A 16,711-nucleotide genomic window follows, 5' to 3' on the forward strand; every position below is an offset into this window, starting at 1 on the left:
CGCGGTTCAGCGCAGCGCGGACTGCAGCGCCTTGCGGATCACGGTGGCCACTTCGTCGCCTTCATTGAAGGCATCGCGGGCCATGCGGGCCGCTTCGGCCGGCTTGTAGCCCAGCTGCTGCAGGGCCACGGTGGCATCGGACAGCGGATCGGCCGGGGCCGGACCACTGCCGGTGGGCAGCGCGCCGCCGGCACCGAACTGGGCCGCGCGGTCACGCAGTTCCAGCACCATGCGTTCGGCGGTCTTCTTGCCGATACCCGGGATGCGGGTCAGCGCGGTGATGTCGCCGGCCTGGACCATGCGCGCGAATTCTTCGACGCTGACACCGGACAGCACGGCCAGCGCGATCTTCGCGCCGATGCCGCTGACCTTCTGCACGTCGCGGAACAGGCGCCGCTCGCCCTCGCGCAGGAAGCCGTACAGCGAGACGCTGTCTTCCTTCTGCGAGTAATGGGTGTACAGGGTGACCTCGCGGCCGAGCTCGGGCAGGTCGTAGAAGGTGCTCATCGGCGCCTCCAGTTCGTAGCCCACTCCGTTCACGTCCACCACCAGCCACGGCGGCGCCTTGTAGGCGACGATGCCGCGCAGTCGACCGATCATTGCGTGCAGCTCCTCATTTGCGGCCCCACGCCTGGCGGGCACTGAGCCCCAGGCGGTTGGCCGTCGCCCTTACGTGGGCATGGGTGATCGCCACCGCCAACGCGTCGGCCGCGTCGGCCTGCAGCTTGGTTTTCAGGTTGAGCATGAGCCCGACCATGTGTTGAACCTGTTGCTTTTCGGCGCCACCGCGCCCGACCACCGCGAGCTTGATCTCGCTGGCGGCGTATTCGTGCACCGGCAGGTCGCGCAGCACCACGGCCGAGATCGCCGCGCCGCGGGCCTGGCCCAGCTTCAGCGCCGAATCGGGATTGCGCGCCATGAACACCTTTTCGATGGCCACTTCATTGGGCTGGTACTCGCGGCACAGATCGGCCAGGCCCAGCACCAGCAGTTTCATGCGCTGCGGGAAGTCGTCGGCGCCCAGCAGCACCAGCGGCTGGTGGTGCACGTAACTGACGCGGCCGGCGGCGTCGACATCGATGATGCCGACCCCGGTCCGCTGCGAACCGGGGTCGATGCCGAGGATGCGGGTCATGCCGCGCTCCTGGCGGGGCGGAACGGGGGGCGCTGGCAGGCGTATGGGCTCATGACTGTCCGCGGTGACCGTTCAACGGCCCGCGCCCAGGCCGTCGAGGACGGCTCAGGCGTAGGCGTCGGCGCCGAGTTCGGCGTTGGAATACACGTCCTGCACGTCGTCCAGGTCTTCGAGCATGTCCAGCAGCTTCTTGACCTGCAGGGCGACCTCGCCTTCGACCTTGATGTCGTTGTCGGCGCGGAAGGTGATCTCGGCGTGGTCGGCGACATGCCCGGCGGCGACCATTGCGTCCTTGACTGCGTTGAACGCGTCAGGGCTGGTGACCACGTCGATCGAGCCGTCATCGGGGTAGACCACGATGTCGTCGGCGCCGGCCTCGATGGCTGCTTCGGTGATGGCTTCCTCGTCGGCACCCGGGGCGAAGCTGAGCACGCCCAGGCGCTTGAACATGAAGGCCACCGAGCCTTCGGTGCCCATGTTGCCGCCGCACTTGCTGAACGCATGGCGGACGTCGGCCACGGTGCGCACGCGGTTGTCGGTCAGGCAGTCGACGATCACGGCCACGCCACCCGGGGCATAGCCTTCGTAGCGGATTTCCTCGTAATCGACGCCTTCCAGTTCACCGGTGGCCTTCTTGATGGCGCGCTCGATCACGTCCTTGGACATGTTCACGGCCAGGCCCTTGTCCACCGCCACGCGCAGGCGCGGGTTGTTGTTGGGGTCGCCTCCACCGCCGCGCGCGGCAACGCCGATCTCGCGGATGATCTTGGTGAAAATCTTGCCGCGCTTCGCGTCGGACGCGTTCTTGCGGGCTTCGATGGAGGGGCCTCTACCCATGGGTGCTACCGTCTGGCTGCTTCAGGATCAAGGCGCGGATTCTACCTGATCGGGCGCTGCAACCGTGTCTAGGCCCGTATTGTTGTAGCGCCGGGCCAATGCTCGGCTCAATGGGCCCGACGGAATGCAGCCGAGCATGGGCTCGGCGCTACAAGGCGGCCCCGCCTCCCCTGCCCCTATGCCGCCGCCGCGTCGCGGCTGTGGTCGAAGTGGCCGTGGCGCAGGAAATGCGCGGTCTGCCGCGCGGCGTCGGGCGACACCACCAGGCCGCTGTGGCTGGTACGCACCACGCAATGGTCGGCCAGGCCCGGCAGGCGGGTCTCGGCCAGTGCCACGGTGCCGTCGGACGCATCGTCGATCGCGCCCAGCAGGCTGCCCAGCCCGTGCGGTACCGAACCGGCGATCAGGCCAACCTCGGCCTTGCCCTGCCAGTCCGGCAGGCCGTCCAGCAGCAGCTCGCTGCTGCGCCCCAGCGCCAGCCCCCAGCCATGATCGGACAACGAGCGCGCGGTACCACTGCCGCGCAGCGGCGAGCCCAGGCAGACCACGCGCTGCACTGGCAGCTGCGGATCGCGGCGCAGCGCCTCCAGTGCCAGCAGTCCGCCCAGGCTGTGACCGACCAGCGACAACGGCCCGGCGTCGGCCAGACGTTCCAGCAACTGCGGCACTGCCACATCGGGGCCACCGAACACCGAGGGATAGCCGAACGCGTGTACCTGGAAACCACGCGCGCGCAGGCGCCAGGCCAGTGGCCCGACCCAGGCGCGGGCATTCCAGATGCCATGCAGCAGCAATACGGGGGGAGTCATGCAAACAGCCTGGCGGTCAGCGGGGCAGGAACGTGAGGTGATTGAACACGCGCGCGCGGCAAGCGGCGGTGAACGTCAGGCCGCGCGCGGCGCGCGGCGCAGGATGAATTCGAGGTCCTGGGTGTCGCCGACAGGGAACAGGTACTCGCCGGCCTTCTCGAAGCCGTAGCGGGCGTAGAAGCGCTGCGCGCCGAAGTTCTCCGACCACACGCCCAGCCACAACGTGCGCGGGCCTTCGTGTTCCAGCCAGGCCAGCGCGGTTTCCAGCAGGCGGCTGCCCCAGCCGCAGCTCTGCTGCGTCTTGACCAGGTACAGGCGCTTGAGTTCGCCGTCACCAGGTTTCACATCCGGATGCGGCAGGCCACAGGGGCCGGCGGCGGCATGGCCGACCGCCTCCCCATCCAGTTCCAGCAGCCACACCGCGTAATCGGGGTGGGACAGGATCACGCGCTGGCGCTCGACCGTGTAGGCCTCCTCGAGGAAGGCCTGCAGGTCCTGCGGCGGGTACAGATGGCCGAAGGTTTCAGTGAACGTGCGTGCGGCCAGCGCCGACAGGGTCGGCGCGTCGTCCACAGTGGCGCGGCGGATCGAATACATGCAGGAAGTTGACGTCAGGGCGAAGCGCGGGTCAAGCCTTTCCAGGCGATTCCGCTTCTTCTTCCTCGTCCTCTTCCTCGTATTCCTCTTCGTCCTCGTCCTCTTCTTCCTCGCCTTCCTCGTCCTCGTCGTACTCTTCTTCCTCTTCGTCGTCCTCGTAGTCCTCGACGCCGAAGTCTTCACCGTCCCAACGACCTTCGCCGTCGGCGACGAAGGTCAGGGCCATCGCGGCCGGATTGGTACCGACGCGGACCAGCCAACCCCCGAACACGCGTGCACGCTCGGTGACCAGGGTGGCCTCGGAGCCTTCATTGCCCAGCTTTTCCCACTCCAGCGAAAACGCAAACTCGGTCATTGCCTGGATCTCCTGATCAGTTGGTCTTGGGGCGAACCTGGATGTGCACTTCGGCCAGCTGCGCGTCGACGATCGGCGACGGCGCGTCGGTCATCAGATCCTGTGCACCGGTGGTCTTCGGGAACGGGATGACGTCGCGGATCGACTCGGTTCCGGCCATCAGCGCGGCGATGCGGTCGATGCCGAAGGCGATGCCACCGTGCGGCGGCGCGCCGTAGTTCAGCGCGTCGAGCAGGAAGCCGAACTTGGCGCGGGCCTCTTCGGCGCCGATGCCCAGCAGCTCGAACACCGCGCTCTGCATGTCCGGACGGTGGATACGGATCGAACCGCCGCCGATTTCATTGCCGTTGAGCACCATGTCGTAACCGCGCGAGACGGCGGTACGGGCATTGGCGCGCAGGTCGGCGATGTCGTCCACGGCCGGTGCGGTGAAGGGGTGATGCAGGGCGACGTAGCGCTGTTCTTCCTCGTCCCACTCGAACATCGGGAAGTCGGTGACCCACAGCGGTGCCCAGCCGTCGGCGACCAGGCCAAAGTCCTTGCCGGCCTTCAGGCGCAGCGCGCCCATGAAGTCGGAGACCTTGTTGTAGCCACCGGCACCGAAGAACACGATATCGCCGTTGCCGGCACCGACATGGGCCACCAGCGCCGCGAAGCGCTCTTCGCTGAAGAACTTCTGGATCGGCGAGCTGACTTCGCCGTTGTCGGCGATCTTGATGTAGGCCAGGCCCTTGGCGCCGTACTTGGCGGCATGCGCGGCGTACTCGTCGATCTGCTTGCGGCTCAGCGCCGCGCCGCCCGGGATGCGCAGCGCGGCGACGCGGCCTTCGGCATCGTTGGCCGGGCCGGTGAACACGGGGAACTCGCTGTCCCTGACCAGTTCAGCCACGTCGACCAGTTCCAGCGCGATGCGCAGATCCGGCTTGTCCGAACCATAGCGACGCATCGCCTCGGCCCAGGTCATGCGCGGGAAGCTGGCATCCAGCTCGACATCGACCACTTCCTTGAAGATGGCGCGGATCATGTCCTCGACGAAGTCCTGCACATCGCGTTCGCGGACGAAGGCGAACTCCATGTCCAGCTGGGTGAATTCCAGCTGGCGGTCGGCACGCAGGGCCTCGTCGCGAAAGCAGCGCGCGATCTGGTAGTAGCGGTCGAACCCGGCCACCATCAGGATCTGCTTGAACAGCTGCGGGCTCTGCGGCAGGGCGTAGAACTCGCCCGGATGCATGCGCGCCGGCACCAGGAAGTCGCGCGCGCCTTCCGGAGTGGCCTTGGTCAGGATCGGGGTCTCGATGTCCTGGAAGCCCTTTTCGTCCAGGTGGCGGCGCAGCGCCTGCACCAGCTTGATGCGGGTGCGCTGCATGCGCTGCATTTCGGGGCGGCGCAGGTCCAGGTAGCGGTACTTCAGGCGGGTTTCCTCGCCCGGGTTCTCGTGGGCGTGGAACGGCAGCGGGGCGGCCTTGTTCAGCACGGTGATGGCGGTGGCGATCACTTCCACCTTGCCGGTGCGCATCTTGTCGTTCACCGCGTGGCGGGCGCGCACGACGCCCTCCACCTGCAGCACGTCCTCATAGCCCAGCGACGCGGCCACGGCGAACACGTCGGCGTTGTCGACCTCCACGGTCACCTGCACGATGCCTTCATGATCGCGGAGATCGATGAAGCAGACGCCGCCCTGGTTACGGGCCACGTCGGTCCAGCCGGCGAGGGTGACAGTCTGGCCAATCAGGGTCTCGTCGACCAGGCCGCAGAAGTGGGTACGCATGGGGGGAAGCTCCGCTGGAGAACGCCGGCACCGGATGGGGGCCGGAAAGCCTCGTATTCTGCGGCCGAGGCCCCGGCCGGGGCAAATCCGGGCAGTCACGCCGGCTTGATCGCCCCGGTCCCTATAGTCGGGCACCTGCCACCGTATGGGATGCCGCCATGAAATCGTTGTCCCTGGCCAGCCTGGCCGTGACCCTGAGCACTCTGGCCGTGCTCGCCCTGCCCCCTGCTCCGGCCGCTGCGCAGGACGGGGTGATCCGCTGCGAAAGCCAGAACAACCGTGAACGTGTCTGCAGCACCGGCTGGCGCAATGCGCAGCTGGTCCGCCAGCTGTCCGGCAGCGCCTGCGACGAGGGCCGCACCTGGGGCAGCCGCAACGGCAGCATCTGGGTCAGCAATGGCTGCCGCGCCGAGTTCGTTGAAGCCCGCGGCGGCTGGGGCGGTGGCAATGGCGGTGGCTGGGGCGGCAACAACGGCCGTCCCGGCGAAACCATCCGCTGCGAGAGCCAGAGCAACCGTGAGCGCAGCTGCCCGGTCGGCTGGCGCAACGCCCGCCTGGTCCGCCAGCTGTCCGGCAGCCCCTGCGACGAAGGACGCACCTGGGGCGTGCGCAACGGCGCGGTCTGGGTCAGCAACGGCTGCCGCGCCGAGTTCGCCGAGGCCCGCGGCTGGGGCGGCGGCGGTGGCTGGGGCGGCGGCAACAGCAATTATTCGATCACCTGCAGCAGCAACAACAACCGCACGCAGAACTGCGACTGGGATGAGCGCCAGGGCCGGCCGGTGCTGCAGCAGCAGCTGTCCGGCAGTGCCTGCCAGGAAGGCCGCAGCTGGGGCTATGCACGCGGCCAGGTGTGGGTGAGCAACGGCTGCCGTGCACGCTTCAGCGCGCGCTGAGCCCCGGAGTCGGATCCCTGGCCGACGGCCAGGGCTCTGACCCGTGGGTTCATGCAGTGACCGGGTCGGACCCTCCGCAGGAGGGATCCGACCCGAAGATCAGGGTGCCGGCGCCTTCTCGTCGCCCCACGGTGCGGGCGGCAGCTCGACCGGCTTGCTCAGGTCGAACTTCACGCGGAAACGGCGGCCTTCCGGGCGCGTCAGTTCGTAGACGAAAGTCTGGTCGGGGTCGATCTCCATCGCCCAGGTGTTGTGCGTGGAGGCCAGCATGTCGGCACGACGGAACATCGCCACCGAATCGGAGTCGGCTGGGAACCGCTGGCGCTCGGCGGTGCCCGGTGGCGTGCTGTCGCCGCCATAGAGGGTGATCGCGTCGGGGCTACCGTCTTCGTGGCGATGATCGTGTTTCAGGCGCAGGCCGTTTTCGGTGCGGGTCAGCACCCAGGTGCGCGAATGGTCATCCCCCACATGGAAGGGAATCCGCAGTTCATGGGCGGGGTCGGCACAGCCGCGCACATGCATGACCAGGCGCTGGCCGGCGAACGGGTCCTTGCCGGTCGGTGCCGGCGTGTCCTCCACCACCAGGCCCTCATAGGCCTGGCCGCAATGCGCGGCGATGGCAGCCATGAAGGCATCGGCCGGTGCGGTCGCCAGATCATGCGCGACCGTATCGGAACGCTGCGAGCAGGCAGCGAGGCTGAGCAGGAGGGCGGAAGCGGTGACAACGGCAGGCAGTTTCATGCCCCAACCCTAACGGCCATGGCCGACGGGCGCAAACCGCGCGCGGCAACCGGTCAGCGTTCGGCGATGTGAGGTTCCGGCCGCGTCTCGGTGGCCGCTACCGGCGCGGACTCGCCCTTGCCCGCCGGCTCCTGCTCCACCGGATCGACGTCGAAGGGTGTGCGGAATACCAGCGACGGCAACAGTGTGGTCAGTGCGGCGTACAGCAGCAGCGCGCCGAACAGCACCGCCGGAATCTGGAAACGCTCGCGCATGATCGCCGCCAGCACCAGGGTGAAGATCAGGGTCGGGGCCAGCGCCAGCGAGACGCGCAGGCTGCTGCGGAAGCTCTCGCCGAACATCACCCGGCGCTGCAGCCAGACCACGCCGATGCGCAGCGGCAGCACCACCAGGGTGATCACGATGCCCAGCCCCAGCGCCTCGAAACTGAGGGCTTCGCTGGGCACCTTGGTGCCGGCATTGAAGAAATAGAATGGCACGAAGAACGAGGCGAACAGGCGCAGCGCGTGCAGGTTCTCGTGCGAGGCCAGCAGCGGCATGCGCTGGTGCAGCAGGCGCGCGACCAGGCCGGCGATGAACGCGCCCACGAGGTAATACACGCCCAGCAGATAGGTGATGTACGCCGCCACCATGCCGACCATCACCAGCAGCGAGAACTCCGAGCCCGGCGCGTGCGGCGCCACCCAGCGGCCCAGCGCGATGAACAGCAGCGGCAGGCCGATCATCATCGCCAGCAGGGCCAGGCTGGACAGCGCCATGTGGCCCGGGTCGCCGGCCTGCAGCACGATGAACAACGCCGCCAGCGCCAGCAGTTCGCCGGCGATGGCCTTGCTGGTGACCCAGAACCGCTCGTCCTCGCTCAGGCCCAGCCGCGACAGCGAATCCATGATGAAGCCGGTGGAGGGCGTCAGCAGCGCCAGCGCCAGCAGCCCAGCGGCCTGCCATGGCAGCCCCGCATAGCGCCAGGCCAGCCAGCCCACGCCGAACAGCGTGCCGGTACGGATCACCAGGTGCGCCAGCAGCGGCCACATGCCACGCCGCAGCGCCTGCAGATCCACTTCCAGGCCCGCGAACAGGAACAGCGAGGAAATGCCCAGCGTGGCCAGCAGGCCGATCACCGCGTCGTGTGCCTGGTCGCCCAGCCAGAGCATGCCGATGATGCCGAACAGCAGGCAGGTCAACGGCGCCGGCAGGCTGAAGCGCTGCAGTGCGCGCGGGATCACCAGCAGCGCGAAGATCAGCAGCAGGTAGATCAACTCATGGCTCATCGGGGTCTTCCGTGGGGTTCGAACGCGCGCAGGATGCGCGTGCCCGACCGATCCGGCAAGCCATTTCCCAATGACCCCGGTTACCTCATCCGATCATCGCATCGGCCAGCGCCCCCACCCGTGCAAGCACTGCTGCGCGCTGGTCGTCATCGACCGATGCGCCCTGCAGATAGGCGGTGACCACCCACGCGGTGCCGCCCGCATGCGGCCACAGCACGGCGATGTCGTTGCGCGTGTCATCACCGTTGCTGCCGGTCTTGTCCCCCACCCGCCAGCGCTTGCCCAGCCCGGCGCGCAGGCAGGCATCGCCGGTCTGGTTGTCGATGAGCCAATCGGCGAACTGCCGGCGCGATGCAGGCTGCAGGCCATTGCCCACCGCGAAGCGGGCCAGGCTGGTGGCCATCGCGGCCGGGCTGGTGGTATCGCGCGGGTCTCCCTTCGCGAACAGATTCACGTCCGGCTCGTTGCGGTCATTGCGGGTAATGCTGTCGCCCTGCCCGCGCAGGAATGCCGTCAGCGCCGACGGCCCGCCCACCACCTCCAGCAGCAGGTTGGCCGCCGTGTTGTCGCTGGTGGTCAGCGTGCCCCGGCACAGGTCGCGCACGGTCAGATCCTTGCCCACGTGGCGGCGCGCCACCGGAGCGTAGGACAGCAGATCCTTCCCGGCGATGGGCACACGGGTGTCGAGCGAAACGCGGCCTGCATCGGCAAGGCCCAGCACATGGGCGACCAGCATCGACTTGAACGTGCTGCACATCGGGAAGCGCTCATCCTGCCGATGCCCGCCGATGCGACGGCCGTTGCCGGTGTTCAGCACGGTGACACCCAGGCGGCCACCGCTGGCTTTCTCCAGCGCGGCGAAATCGGCGGCGCCGGCAATGGCGGCGTTCGCGGCGGGTATGCCAGACGAGGCGGAAACCGGTTGCGCCAGCGCCGGGGCAAGCAGCGAGGACGCAACGGCAGCACCACTGAACTGCAGGAATCGGCGACGGGCGAGCATAGGGGTTCTCCTGGTGACCGCTCGATTATTGGCGCCTCCCCTGCGACCGACCAGCGCGAAAAATCAGGGCAAGCCATAAGTTGAACTCATGCCTGACGCGATCAAATGTTTGAGATTTACGAAATTCCTCATTGAACGGGTAGGATCAGCCATCACCCTGGCTCACGGCTTTTCGATGTTGCACCCTACCCTGCCGCTGAACGCGCTGCGCGCTTTTGAAGCCGCCGCCCGCCACCAGAACTTCACCCGTGCCGCGCTCGAGCTGTGTGTCAGCCAGGCCGCGCTGAGCCATCAGATCCGTGGGCTGGAGGACCGGCTTGGCATCCGCCTGTTCCATCGCCTGCCACGCGGCGTGGCGCTCACCGATGAAGGGGCAGCGCTGTACCCGGTGCTCAACGAAGCGTTCGAGCGCATTTCCGCCAGCATCGCGCGCTATACCGGTGGCCCGGCACGCGAGGTGCTGACGCTGGGCGTGGTCGGTACCTTCGCCACCGGCTGGCTGCTGCCACGGCTGGCGGCGTTCGAAGCCGCGCACCCGGACATCGAGCTGCGCCTGCAGACCCACAACAACCGTATCGACCTGGCCGGCGAAGGGCTGGACCTGGCGATCCGCTTCGGCGATGGCGACTGGCAGGGCCAGGCCTGCACGGCAATCCTCGATGCGCCCTTCGCACCGCTGTGCGCCCCCGCATTGGCGCGGCGGCTGAAGCAACCGCGCGACCTCGCCACACTGCCGTTGTTGCGTTCCTACCGCAGCGACGAATGGCCGCGCTGGTTGCAGGCGGCCGGGGTGAGCGGCGTGGAAGCCCGCGGGCCGGTGTTTGATTCGTCGTTGACAGTGGCGATGGCCGCCGCCGGGGGCGCCGGCGTGGCCTTGCTGCCCTTGCGCATGTTCGAGCAGGAACTGGCCGAAGGCCGCCTGCTGCAGCCCTTCGGCACCACCTTGGAGCTGGGCCGCTACTGGCTGACGCGGCTGCGCTCGCGCGCCGAGCGTGAACCGGCCAAGCGGTTCCGCGAATGGCTGCAGGCGCAGGGCACGTAACAAAAAAGGGGACGGAGGGGATTAAGTCGTTTGTGGCACAAACGACTTAATCCCCTCCGTCCCCTTTTTTTTGCGTGATCAGGACTCCAGCAGCTCCATCCACGCCGCTTCGGCCTTCTCCAGCTGCGCGGCGGTGGTTTCGCGGTCGCGGCCGATCACCGCCATGCGGGTGGCATCGGCATAGTTGGCCGGGTCGGCCAGCTGGCGGTCGAGCTCGGCCAGCGCGCCCTCCAGTTCGGCCACCTTGGCCTCGGCAGCCGCCAGCTTGTGTGGGTTCACCGGCTTCTTCTGCACCACCTGCGCCACCGGCGCGGTCTTGACCACCACCGGCTCTTCCACCTGCTCCATGCGCGCCTTGGTGCCCTGCGCCTGCGGGCGGGTGCGCAGCCACGCGGCATACGCGTCCAGGTCGCCATCGAACGGTTCGACCACACCATCGGCCACGCGCCAATAGGTATCGCAGACCAGGCCGATGAGGTGGCGGTCATGCGAGACCATCACGATCGCGCCTTCGAAGGTGGCCAGCGCTTCGGCCAGTGCTTCGCGCATTTCCAGGTCAAGGTGGTTGGTCGGTTCGTCCAGCAGCAGCACGTTCGGCTGCTGCCAGGCGATCAGCGCCAGCGCCAGGCGCGCGCGTTCGCCACCGGAGAACCCATCGACCGGCTCGAATGCACGGTCGCCCGGGAAGTTCCACTTGCCGAGGAAATCGCGGAACGACTGGTTCGGTGCGTCCGGGGCGATCTCGCGGAAGTGCTCCATCGGCGACTGGCCTTCGTGCAGCGACTCCACCGTGTGCTGGGCGAAGTAGCCGATCTTCAGGTCCGGATGCGCCATGCGCTCGCCAACGATCGGCGCCAGCTCGCCCACCAGGGTCTTCACCAGGGTGGTCTTACCGGCACCGTTCGGGCCGAGCAGGCCGATGCGCTGGCCCGCTTCCAGGCCAAAACCGACGTTATGCAGGATCACCGCGTCCTTGCCGTAGCCGGCCTCGACGTGGTTCAGGCGGATCAGCGAGAACGGCAGCTTCGCCGGCGGCGCGAACTCGATGCGGAACTCACGCTCGGCGCGCACCGCTTCGGTGCCGGCCAGCTTGGCCAGGCGCTTCATGCGGCTCTGCGCCTGCGCGGCCTTGCTGGCCTGCGCCTTGAAGCGGTCGATGAAGCTCTGCAGGTGGGCGCGCTCGGCCTGTTCCTTTTCATGCGCGATCTGCTGCTGGCGCAGCTGTTCGGCGCGCTGGCGCTCGAAATCGGTGTAGCCGCCCGGGTAGAGCTTGGCGCCGCCGCCATGCAGGTGCAGGGTGTGGGTGGCCACGTTGTCGAGGAACTCGCGGTCATGCGAGATCAGCAGCAGGGTGCCCGGGTACTTCAGCAGCCACTGTTCCAGCCAGTACACCGCGTCCAGATCCAGGTGGTTGGTCGGTTCGTCGAGCAGCAGCAGGTCGCTGGGCATCATCAGCGCGCGGGCCAGATTCAGGCGCACGCGCCAGCCGCCGGAGAACGAGGACACCGCACGGTGGTGCGTCTCGGCAGGGAAGCCGAGGCCGTGCAGCAGCTTGCCGGCACGCGCTTCGGCGTCGTAGGCCCCCATCTCGGCCATCTTGGTGTGCGCGTTGGCCACCGCCTCCCAGTCTTCGCGCGCGGTCGCCTCGGCCTCTTCGGCCAGCACCGCGGCCACCTCGGTATCGCCGCCCAGCACGAAGCTCAGCGCCGGATCCGGCAGCGACGGGGTTTCCTGGGCCACGCTGGCGATGCGCACCTTGCCGGGCAGGTCGACGTCACCCTTGTCGGCCTCCAGCTCGCCCTTCACCGCCGCGAACAGGCTGGACTTGCCAGCACCGTTGCGGCCGACCACACCTACCCGGTAACCGGCGTGCAGGGTCAGGTCGACATTGGACAACAGCAGCCGCTCGCCGCGGCGCAAGGCGAAATTACGAAGGGAGATCATCGGGGGAGGGGTCCATATAACCGGATGGAATGTGCTGGTGAGCACTGTTCCTGCGACGCAATTCTAGCGTTAACGAATACTTGACGCGTCCCGGGATGCGCAGTGGCCGACGTTCCTCTCTCCCACGTCCCCGCCGCGCGCGTCCCGGGGTCCCTTCCTGCCAGCGCTGATCCGGGCTAAATGGTTGCTGCTGCAACGTTTTTTCTGAAGCCTGGCATTTGACAGGCACTGAATATCCCGTTAATTGCTGTATTGCGCACCGCAACAACCGCCGTCCGCCTCACGCTCGTGATGTCGATTCCGGTGCCGCCCCCGCCAACCGGAGCCCATCCCGATGACCCGCAAGACCCGCCTGATCGCCGCCGCCGTCGCTGTCGCACTCGGTGGCTCTCCGTTCGTCGCCGCTGCACAGCAGGCCGGCACCGCCGCCAACACCCTGGACACGGTGATCGTCACCGGCACCCGCGTGGCCGACCGCACGGTCGCCGAATCGCAGTCGCCGATCGACATCATCACCCCCGAAGTGCTGCAGTCCACCGGTACCAGTGAACTGGCCACCGCACTGTCGCGCGCCCTGCCCTCGCTGAACTTCCCGCGCCCGGCGCTGACCGACGGCACCAGCGGCGTGCGCCCGGCGCAGCTGCGCGGCCTGTCGCCGGACCAGGTGCTGGTGCTGGTCAACGGCAAGCGCCGCCACACCTCGGCGATGATCAACGTCAACGGCAGCATCGGCCGTGGTTCGTCGGCGGTGGACATCAACGCGATCCCGATCGCCGCCATCGAGCGCGTGGAAGTGCTGCGCGACGGCGCGTCGGCGCAGTACGGCTCGGATGCCATCGCCGGCGTCATCAACATCGTGCTCAAGGGCAGCGGCAGTGGCGGCAGCCTGGCAGTGGACTACGGCCAGTACTCGGCCGGCGACGGCAACAAGTACCAGCTGTCCGGCGACACCGGCGTCGAGTTCGGCAACGGCCGCGGCCGCGTGCACGTGGCCGGCCAGATCAGCCAGCAGGACGAGAGCAACCGCGCCGGCCCGTACCGCGGCACCACGCCGAACACCGGCAACTTCCCCAGCATCGGCCAGAAGACCTTCATCGTCGGCGACCCGCGCGTGGATGCCACCGCGGCCTCGGCCAACGCCAGCTTCGACTTCAGCGACCACGTGACCGGCTACGCCAGCGCGCTGCTCAGCAACCGCGACATCACCTCGTTCGCGTTCTACCGTTCGCGCAACCACAGCGGGCAGAGCGCGCTGCTGGCGCAGACCTACCCGGACGGCTACGTGCCGGAGATCAACCAGTATTCCAAGGACCGCTCGCTGGTGGCCGGGGTCAAGGGCAACACCGACAACGGCTGGACCTGGGACCTGAGCCTGAATCACGGCGAGAACACCCTGGACTTCCACACCCGCAACAGCATCAACTACAGCCTGGGTGCGACCAGCCCGCGCTCGTTCTACGACGGCACGCTGAAGTACCAGCAGGACATCTTCAATGCCGACCTGACCAAGTCGCTGGACTGGGGCCTGGCCTACCCGGTCACGCTGTCCTTCGGCGGTGAGTACCGCAAGGAGAAGTGGGACCAGAACCCGGGCGAACTGAACTCGTACACCGGCAGCGGCGCGCAGGGCTTCGCGGGCTTCACCCCGACCAATGAAGTGCATGCCGACCGCCACAACTACGCGGTCTACGCCGGCCTGGAAGCGGACCTGACCGACAAGTTCTCGGCCGGCATCACCGGCCGCTACGAAGACTATTCGGACTTCGGCGACCGCTTCTCGGGCAAGCTGTCGGCGCGCTACGCGTTCACCGACAAGGTGGCGGTGCGGGCCACCGCCTCCAGTGGTTTCCGCGCGCCCTCGCTGGCGCAGCAGGGCTACCAGGCGGTGACCAGCCAGTTCCTCAATGGCGTATTCGTCGAGCGCGGCACCTTCCCGACCACCAGCCAGGCCGCGCAGGCGCTGGGCGCCTCGCCGCTGAAGGCCGAGACCTCCACCTCCTACAGCCTGGGCCTGGTGCTGCAGCCGGTCGACCGCCTGTACATCACCGTCGATGCCTACCAGATCGACATCGATGACCGCATCGCGCTGTCGTCGAGCATCACCACCAATGCCGCGACCAGCGCGCTGCTGGGCACCCTGGGCCTGCCGCAGGTGACCGCGTTCTCCTACTTCACCAACGGCCTGGATACGCGCACCCGCGGTGTCGACTTCGTCTCCAGCTACACGGTACCGTTCAGCGCCAGCAGCCTGGAGCTGACCGCGGCATACAGCTACAACGACACCGAAGTGCGCCGCGTTGGCGGCACCCCGCCGGTGTTCGGCACGCTGGGCCTGACCCAGTCGCTGATCGGCCGTGATGAGATCGGTCGCATCGAGGACAGCTACCCGCGCGACAAGGCGATCCTGAGCGGCACCTGGCGTTCGGACCACTGGGAGCTGGGCCTGGCCGCCACCCGCTACGGCAAATTCACCGTGCGCAACTCGGCCACCGCGCTGCGTGACCAGACCTACGGCGACGCCTGGGTGGTGGATGCCTCGGCCAGCTACAAGCCCAGCAGCAACTGGACCCTGACCGTGGGTGCCGACAACCTGCTGGACAAGTACCCGGACCGCACCGAAGACCTGCAGAACTCCACCTTCGGCATGCTGCCGTACAGCAACTACTCGCCGTTCGGCTTCAACGGCGCGTATGTGTACGGGCGGATCAAGTACACCTGGTAAGGGGTAATGGGTGCGCCGGGCCCTGCCCGGCGCTGCTCCACACACCCGCCCGCGGCCTCGGGGCAGGCGCGGCCCTGACCGTATACCGTTGCCAGCTCCTGCACCCGGTTTCCAGGCTGTGCGCTGTTGCACGCGCCTCATAGGTCGTCCCGTGCATAATCAGCGGACCAACGAAGGAGCCGCTCCGTGACGAGAGCCTGCATCACTCGCCGCCATGTGTACGCTGCGCTCGCGTGGGTTGCGCTGGCGGCCCCCCTGTCAGGGTGTTCAGGAGATCACGTGAAACCCAGCTATTCCAAATCGAGCCTTGAGCCGGTCGTCGTCACCCAGCTCTCCGCGTCGAAGCTCCAGGTCCAGTTCAATGAACCGATGGAAAGCATGTATTACGCGGCAGGGATGAGCTATGTCGTGGAAGGGGACACCATGAAAGTCGTTGTTGATCGCTGCCCCATATCCGGCCAATGCACAACCATGCTGCGGCGCGACGTGAAGCCCGGACCTGCTGGCCCGGCCCGTCAGGAAATTCCCTTGATGGCGCCGCGCGTGGTGATGCTGTACGCCGATGGCGAAACACAGATTTTTCCGTAAGGGCATCCCATGAGCGACAAGGTCGTCCTCGGCATCCATAGTCACGTAGACCCCAATACACAGGGGTCGTTCAATCAGTTCGTGGACGGCCACGCCTGGATCTCGGTGACGCGAAACGGCCATACGACGTTCCATGGCCTGTGGCCAGACAACCATCTACTCGTTGAGGACAATGGCCCAGGTTCGGACATCCGCGAAGGCATGGAAGCGCGGGCCACACCTTCGGCCTCACGCTATTACGAATTGACTCCCGAGCAGGTCAAGCGACTTGACCAGGCCTTGGGCGAAAATGTCACCTGGTCATATGGCAATACCTGCGCATCGTGGGCGACCAGTACCGTGAACAAGGTTACCGGGCAGTCCCTGGATGCAGGCGAACTGCTGTTCACCGATACACCGCGGGAGCTGATCGAGTCCATTCGCAAGGCAGAGCGCGTGCGGCCCACCAGTCCTTCGCAGCCGCAACCGGCAGCCGAACGGCCGGAAACCAGCATCCCATCGCTGAGCGATGCCTCGGCATCGCTTCACCAGCAGGCACACGCCGGCGTCCACGCGCTGGACGCATCGCTGGGTCGCGCATCTGATGAATCCAGCCAACGCATGGCGGCCAGCCTCACCCAACTTGCCCGGGCACAAGGTCTGGAACGGATCGACCATGTGGTATTGGGCTTGCCGGCTGGTCAGCCCCCAAGGCCGGAGAACATCTTCGTCATTCAAGGAGCCTTGGATGACCCGGGCCATCTGCGTGCCCACATCAACATTGAAACGGCCCTTCAGCCACCCGTTGCGGAGTCGCTGCGGCAGATTCATCAGTTGGACAAGCAGCTGGCCGCCTCGCCGCAGCAGGCCGAGCCTGCCCTGGAAGAGACCCAGCGCCGGCAGATGGTGTGATCATCGACGGCTACGCCTGGAGCCCCCCATAGGTAGGCACCATTCGGCCCGTCAGGGCCTGCCATCTCTCAACAAGGCTTGATATCTCGCCCGTACAAGCCGCCCACGCAACGATCCGATA

General features: G+C 67.3%; 16 protein-coding genes. 5 read left to right on the forward strand and 11 right to left on the reverse strand.

Going from position 1 to position 16,711, the window contains the following annotated elements; genetic code table 11:
- Window positions 1-6 precede the first annotated feature (6 nt).
- The 7 genes from ruvA to aspS all read right to left on the reverse strand — a co-directional run bounded on the left by ruvA (window position 7) and on the right by aspS (window position 5,501).
- The gene (gene ruvA / locus AC5P7I_RS01265) at window positions 7-600 is read right to left on the reverse strand and encodes a Holliday junction branch migration protein RuvA (protein ID WP_014648163.1); all 594 of its coding nucleotides are present in this window, start codon (window positions 598-600) and stop codon (window positions 7-9) included.
- Between the two features lie 13 nt (window positions 601-613).
- Window positions 614-1,135, reverse strand: coding sequence for a crossover junction endodeoxyribonuclease RuvC (gene ruvC / locus AC5P7I_RS01270; protein ID WP_014648164.1), 522 nt, complete (start codon window positions 1,133-1,135; stop codon window positions 614-616).
- Between the two features lie 105 nt (window positions 1,136-1,240).
- Window positions 1,241-1,972: a YebC/PmpR family DNA-binding transcriptional regulator gene (locus AC5P7I_RS01275; protein ID WP_014648165.1), complete on the reverse strand. Its 732-nt coding sequence runs from the start codon at window positions 1,970-1,972 to the stop codon at window positions 1,241-1,243.
- Between the two features lie 176 nt (window positions 1,973-2,148).
- Window positions 2,149-2,781, reverse strand: a complete 633-nt coding sequence (locus AC5P7I_RS01280; RefSeq protein WP_032958946.1) for an esterase/lipase family protein — start codon at window positions 2,779-2,781, stop codon at window positions 2,149-2,151.
- 75 nt (window positions 2,782-2,856) lie between these two features.
- Window positions 2,857-3,378: a GNAT family N-acetyltransferase gene (locus AC5P7I_RS01285; protein ID WP_014648167.1), complete on the reverse strand. Its 522-nt coding sequence runs from the start codon at window positions 3,376-3,378 to the stop codon at window positions 2,857-2,859.
- 31 nt (window positions 3,379-3,409) lie between these two features.
- A complete protein-coding gene (locus tag AC5P7I_RS01290) occupies window positions 3,410-3,733 on the reverse strand; it encodes a hypothetical protein (protein WP_014648168.1) in 324 nt (107 codons plus the stop codon).
- A 16-nt stretch (window positions 3,734-3,749) separates the two neighbouring features.
- Complete coding sequence (gene aspS, locus AC5P7I_RS01295; RefSeq protein WP_014648169.1) at window positions 3,750-5,501, reverse strand: aspartate--tRNA ligase; 1,752 nt, start codon at window positions 5,499-5,501, stop codon at window positions 3,750-3,752.
- Between the two features lie 158 nt (window positions 5,502-5,659).
- Here aspS and AC5P7I_RS01300 point away from each other — a divergent pair, with 158 nt between their 5' ends.
- Window positions 5,660-6,394 carry a DUF3011 domain-containing protein gene (locus tag AC5P7I_RS01300; protein WP_014648170.1) on the forward strand — a complete coding sequence of 245 codons (735 nt, stop codon included), beginning with the start codon at window positions 5,660-5,662 and terminating at the stop codon, window positions 6,392-6,394.
- A gap of 99 nt (window positions 6,395-6,493) precedes the next feature.
- Here the strand turns inward: AC5P7I_RS01300 and AC5P7I_RS01305 are convergent, their stop codons facing one another.
- The 3 genes from AC5P7I_RS01305 to blaL2 form a co-directional block, all read right to left on the reverse strand.
- Entirely contained in the window at window positions 6,494-7,135 is a 642-nt protein-coding gene (locus AC5P7I_RS01305) for a hypothetical protein (protein WP_197621347.1), read from the reverse strand.
- A gap of 53 nt (window positions 7,136-7,188) precedes the next feature.
- Window positions 7,189-8,403 (reverse strand): cation:proton antiporter, encoded by a 1,215-nt coding sequence (locus AC5P7I_RS01310; protein WP_014648172.1) that lies wholly within the window; start codon window positions 8,401-8,403, stop codon window positions 7,189-7,191.
- An 85-nt stretch (window positions 8,404-8,488) separates the two neighbouring features.
- A complete protein-coding gene (gene blaL2, locus AC5P7I_RS01315; RefSeq protein ID WP_197621346.1) occupies window positions 8,489-9,403 on the reverse strand; it encodes a L2 family extended-spectrum class A beta-lactamase in 915 nt (304 codons plus the stop codon).
- A gap of 175 nt (window positions 9,404-9,578) precedes the next feature.
- On the opposite strand from blaL2, the gene ampR reads away from it, so the two are divergent.
- Window positions 9,579-10,445, forward strand: a complete 867-nt coding sequence (gene ampR / locus AC5P7I_RS01320; RefSeq protein WP_046432167.1) for a LysR family transcriptional regulator AmpR — start codon at window positions 9,579-9,581, stop codon at window positions 10,443-10,445.
- Between the two features lie 78 nt (window positions 10,446-10,523).
- Here the strand turns inward: ampR and AC5P7I_RS01325 are convergent, their stop codons facing one another.
- The gene (locus AC5P7I_RS01325) at window positions 10,524-12,389 is read right to left on the reverse strand and encodes an ABC-F family ATP-binding cassette domain-containing protein (RefSeq protein WP_014648175.1); all 1,866 of its coding nucleotides are present in this window, start codon (window positions 12,387-12,389) and stop codon (window positions 10,524-10,526) included.
- A 334-nt stretch (window positions 12,390-12,723) separates the two neighbouring features.
- On the opposite strand from AC5P7I_RS01325, the gene AC5P7I_RS01330 reads away from it, so the two are divergent.
- The 3 genes from AC5P7I_RS01330 (at window position 12,724) to AC5P7I_RS01340 (ending at window position 16,590) form a co-directional block, all read left to right on the forward strand.
- Window positions 12,724-15,111: a TonB-dependent receptor plug domain-containing protein gene (locus AC5P7I_RS01330; protein ID WP_262088069.1), complete on the forward strand. Its 2,388-nt coding sequence runs from the start codon at window positions 12,724-12,726 to the stop codon at window positions 15,109-15,111.
- 279 nt (window positions 15,112-15,390) lie between these two features.
- The gene (locus tag AC5P7I_RS01335; protein WP_005418535.1) at window positions 15,391-15,699 is read left to right on the forward strand and encodes a hypothetical protein; all 309 of its coding nucleotides are present in this window, start codon (window positions 15,391-15,393) and stop codon (window positions 15,697-15,699) included.
- Between the two features lie 9 nt (window positions 15,700-15,708).
- Window positions 15,709-16,590 (forward strand): XVIPCD domain-containing protein, encoded by an 882-nt coding sequence (locus AC5P7I_RS01340; protein WP_262088070.1) that lies wholly within the window; start codon window positions 15,709-15,711, stop codon window positions 16,588-16,590.
- Window positions 16,591-16,711: the final 121 nt, after the last annotated feature.

It is taken from the genome of Stenotrophomonas sp. YJH_SMC_138 (assembly GCF_059369855.1).

What these genes read in the sequence shown, in the direction of transcription:
- ruvA (WP_014648163.1), bottom strand. Translation starts at nt 600, where the DNA reads ATGATCGGTCGACTGCGCGGCATCGTCGCCTACAAGGCGCCGCCGTGG.
- ruvC (WP_014648164.1), bottom strand. Translation starts at nt 1,135, where the DNA reads ATGACCCGCATCCTCGGCATCGACCCCGGTTCGCAGCGGACCGGGGTC.
- AC5P7I_RS01275 (WP_014648165.1), bottom strand. Translation starts at nt 1,972, where the DNA reads ATGGGTAGAGGCCCCTCCATCGAAGCCCGCAAGAACGCGTCCGACGCG.
- AC5P7I_RS01280 (WP_032958946.1), bottom strand. Translation starts at nt 2,781, where the DNA reads ATGACTCCCCCCGTATTGCTGCTGCATGGCATCTGGAATGCCCGCGCC.
- AC5P7I_RS01285 (WP_014648167.1), bottom strand. Translation starts at nt 3,378, where the DNA reads ATGTATTCGATCCGCCGCGCCACTGTGGACGACGCGCCGACCCTGTCG.
- AC5P7I_RS01290 (WP_014648168.1), bottom strand. Translation starts at nt 3,733, where the DNA reads ATGACCGAGTTTGCGTTTTCGCTGGAGTGGGAAAAGCTGGGCAATGAA.
- aspS (WP_014648169.1), bottom strand. Translation starts at nt 5,501, where the DNA reads ATGCGTACCCACTTCTGCGGCCTGGTCGACGAGACCCTGATTGGCCAG.
- AC5P7I_RS01300 (WP_014648170.1), top strand. Translation starts at nt 5,660, where the DNA reads ATGAAATCGTTGTCCCTGGCCAGCCTGGCCGTGACCCTGAGCACTCTG.
- AC5P7I_RS01305 (WP_197621347.1), bottom strand. Translation starts at nt 7,135, where the DNA reads ATGAAACTGCCTGCCGTTGTCACCGCTTCCGCCCTCCTGCTCAGCCTC.
- AC5P7I_RS01310 (WP_014648172.1), bottom strand. Translation starts at nt 8,403, where the DNA reads ATGAGCCATGAGTTGATCTACCTGCTGCTGATCTTCGCGCTGCTGGTG.
- blaL2 (WP_197621346.1), bottom strand. Translation starts at nt 9,403, where the DNA reads ATGCTCGCCCGTCGCCGATTCCTGCAGTTCAGTGGTGCTGCCGTTGCG.
- ampR (WP_046432167.1), top strand. Translation starts at nt 9,579, where the DNA reads ATGTTGCACCCTACCCTGCCGCTGAACGCGCTGCGCGCTTTTGAAGCC.
- AC5P7I_RS01325 (WP_014648175.1), bottom strand. Translation starts at nt 12,389, where the DNA reads ATGATCTCCCTTCGTAATTTCGCCTTGCGCCGCGGCGAGCGGCTGCTG.
- AC5P7I_RS01330 (WP_262088069.1), top strand. Translation starts at nt 12,724, where the DNA reads ATGACCCGCAAGACCCGCCTGATCGCCGCCGCCGTCGCTGTCGCACTC.
- AC5P7I_RS01340 (WP_262088070.1), top strand. Translation starts at nt 15,709, where the DNA reads ATGAGCGACAAGGTCGTCCTCGGCATCCATAGTCACGTAGACCCCAAT.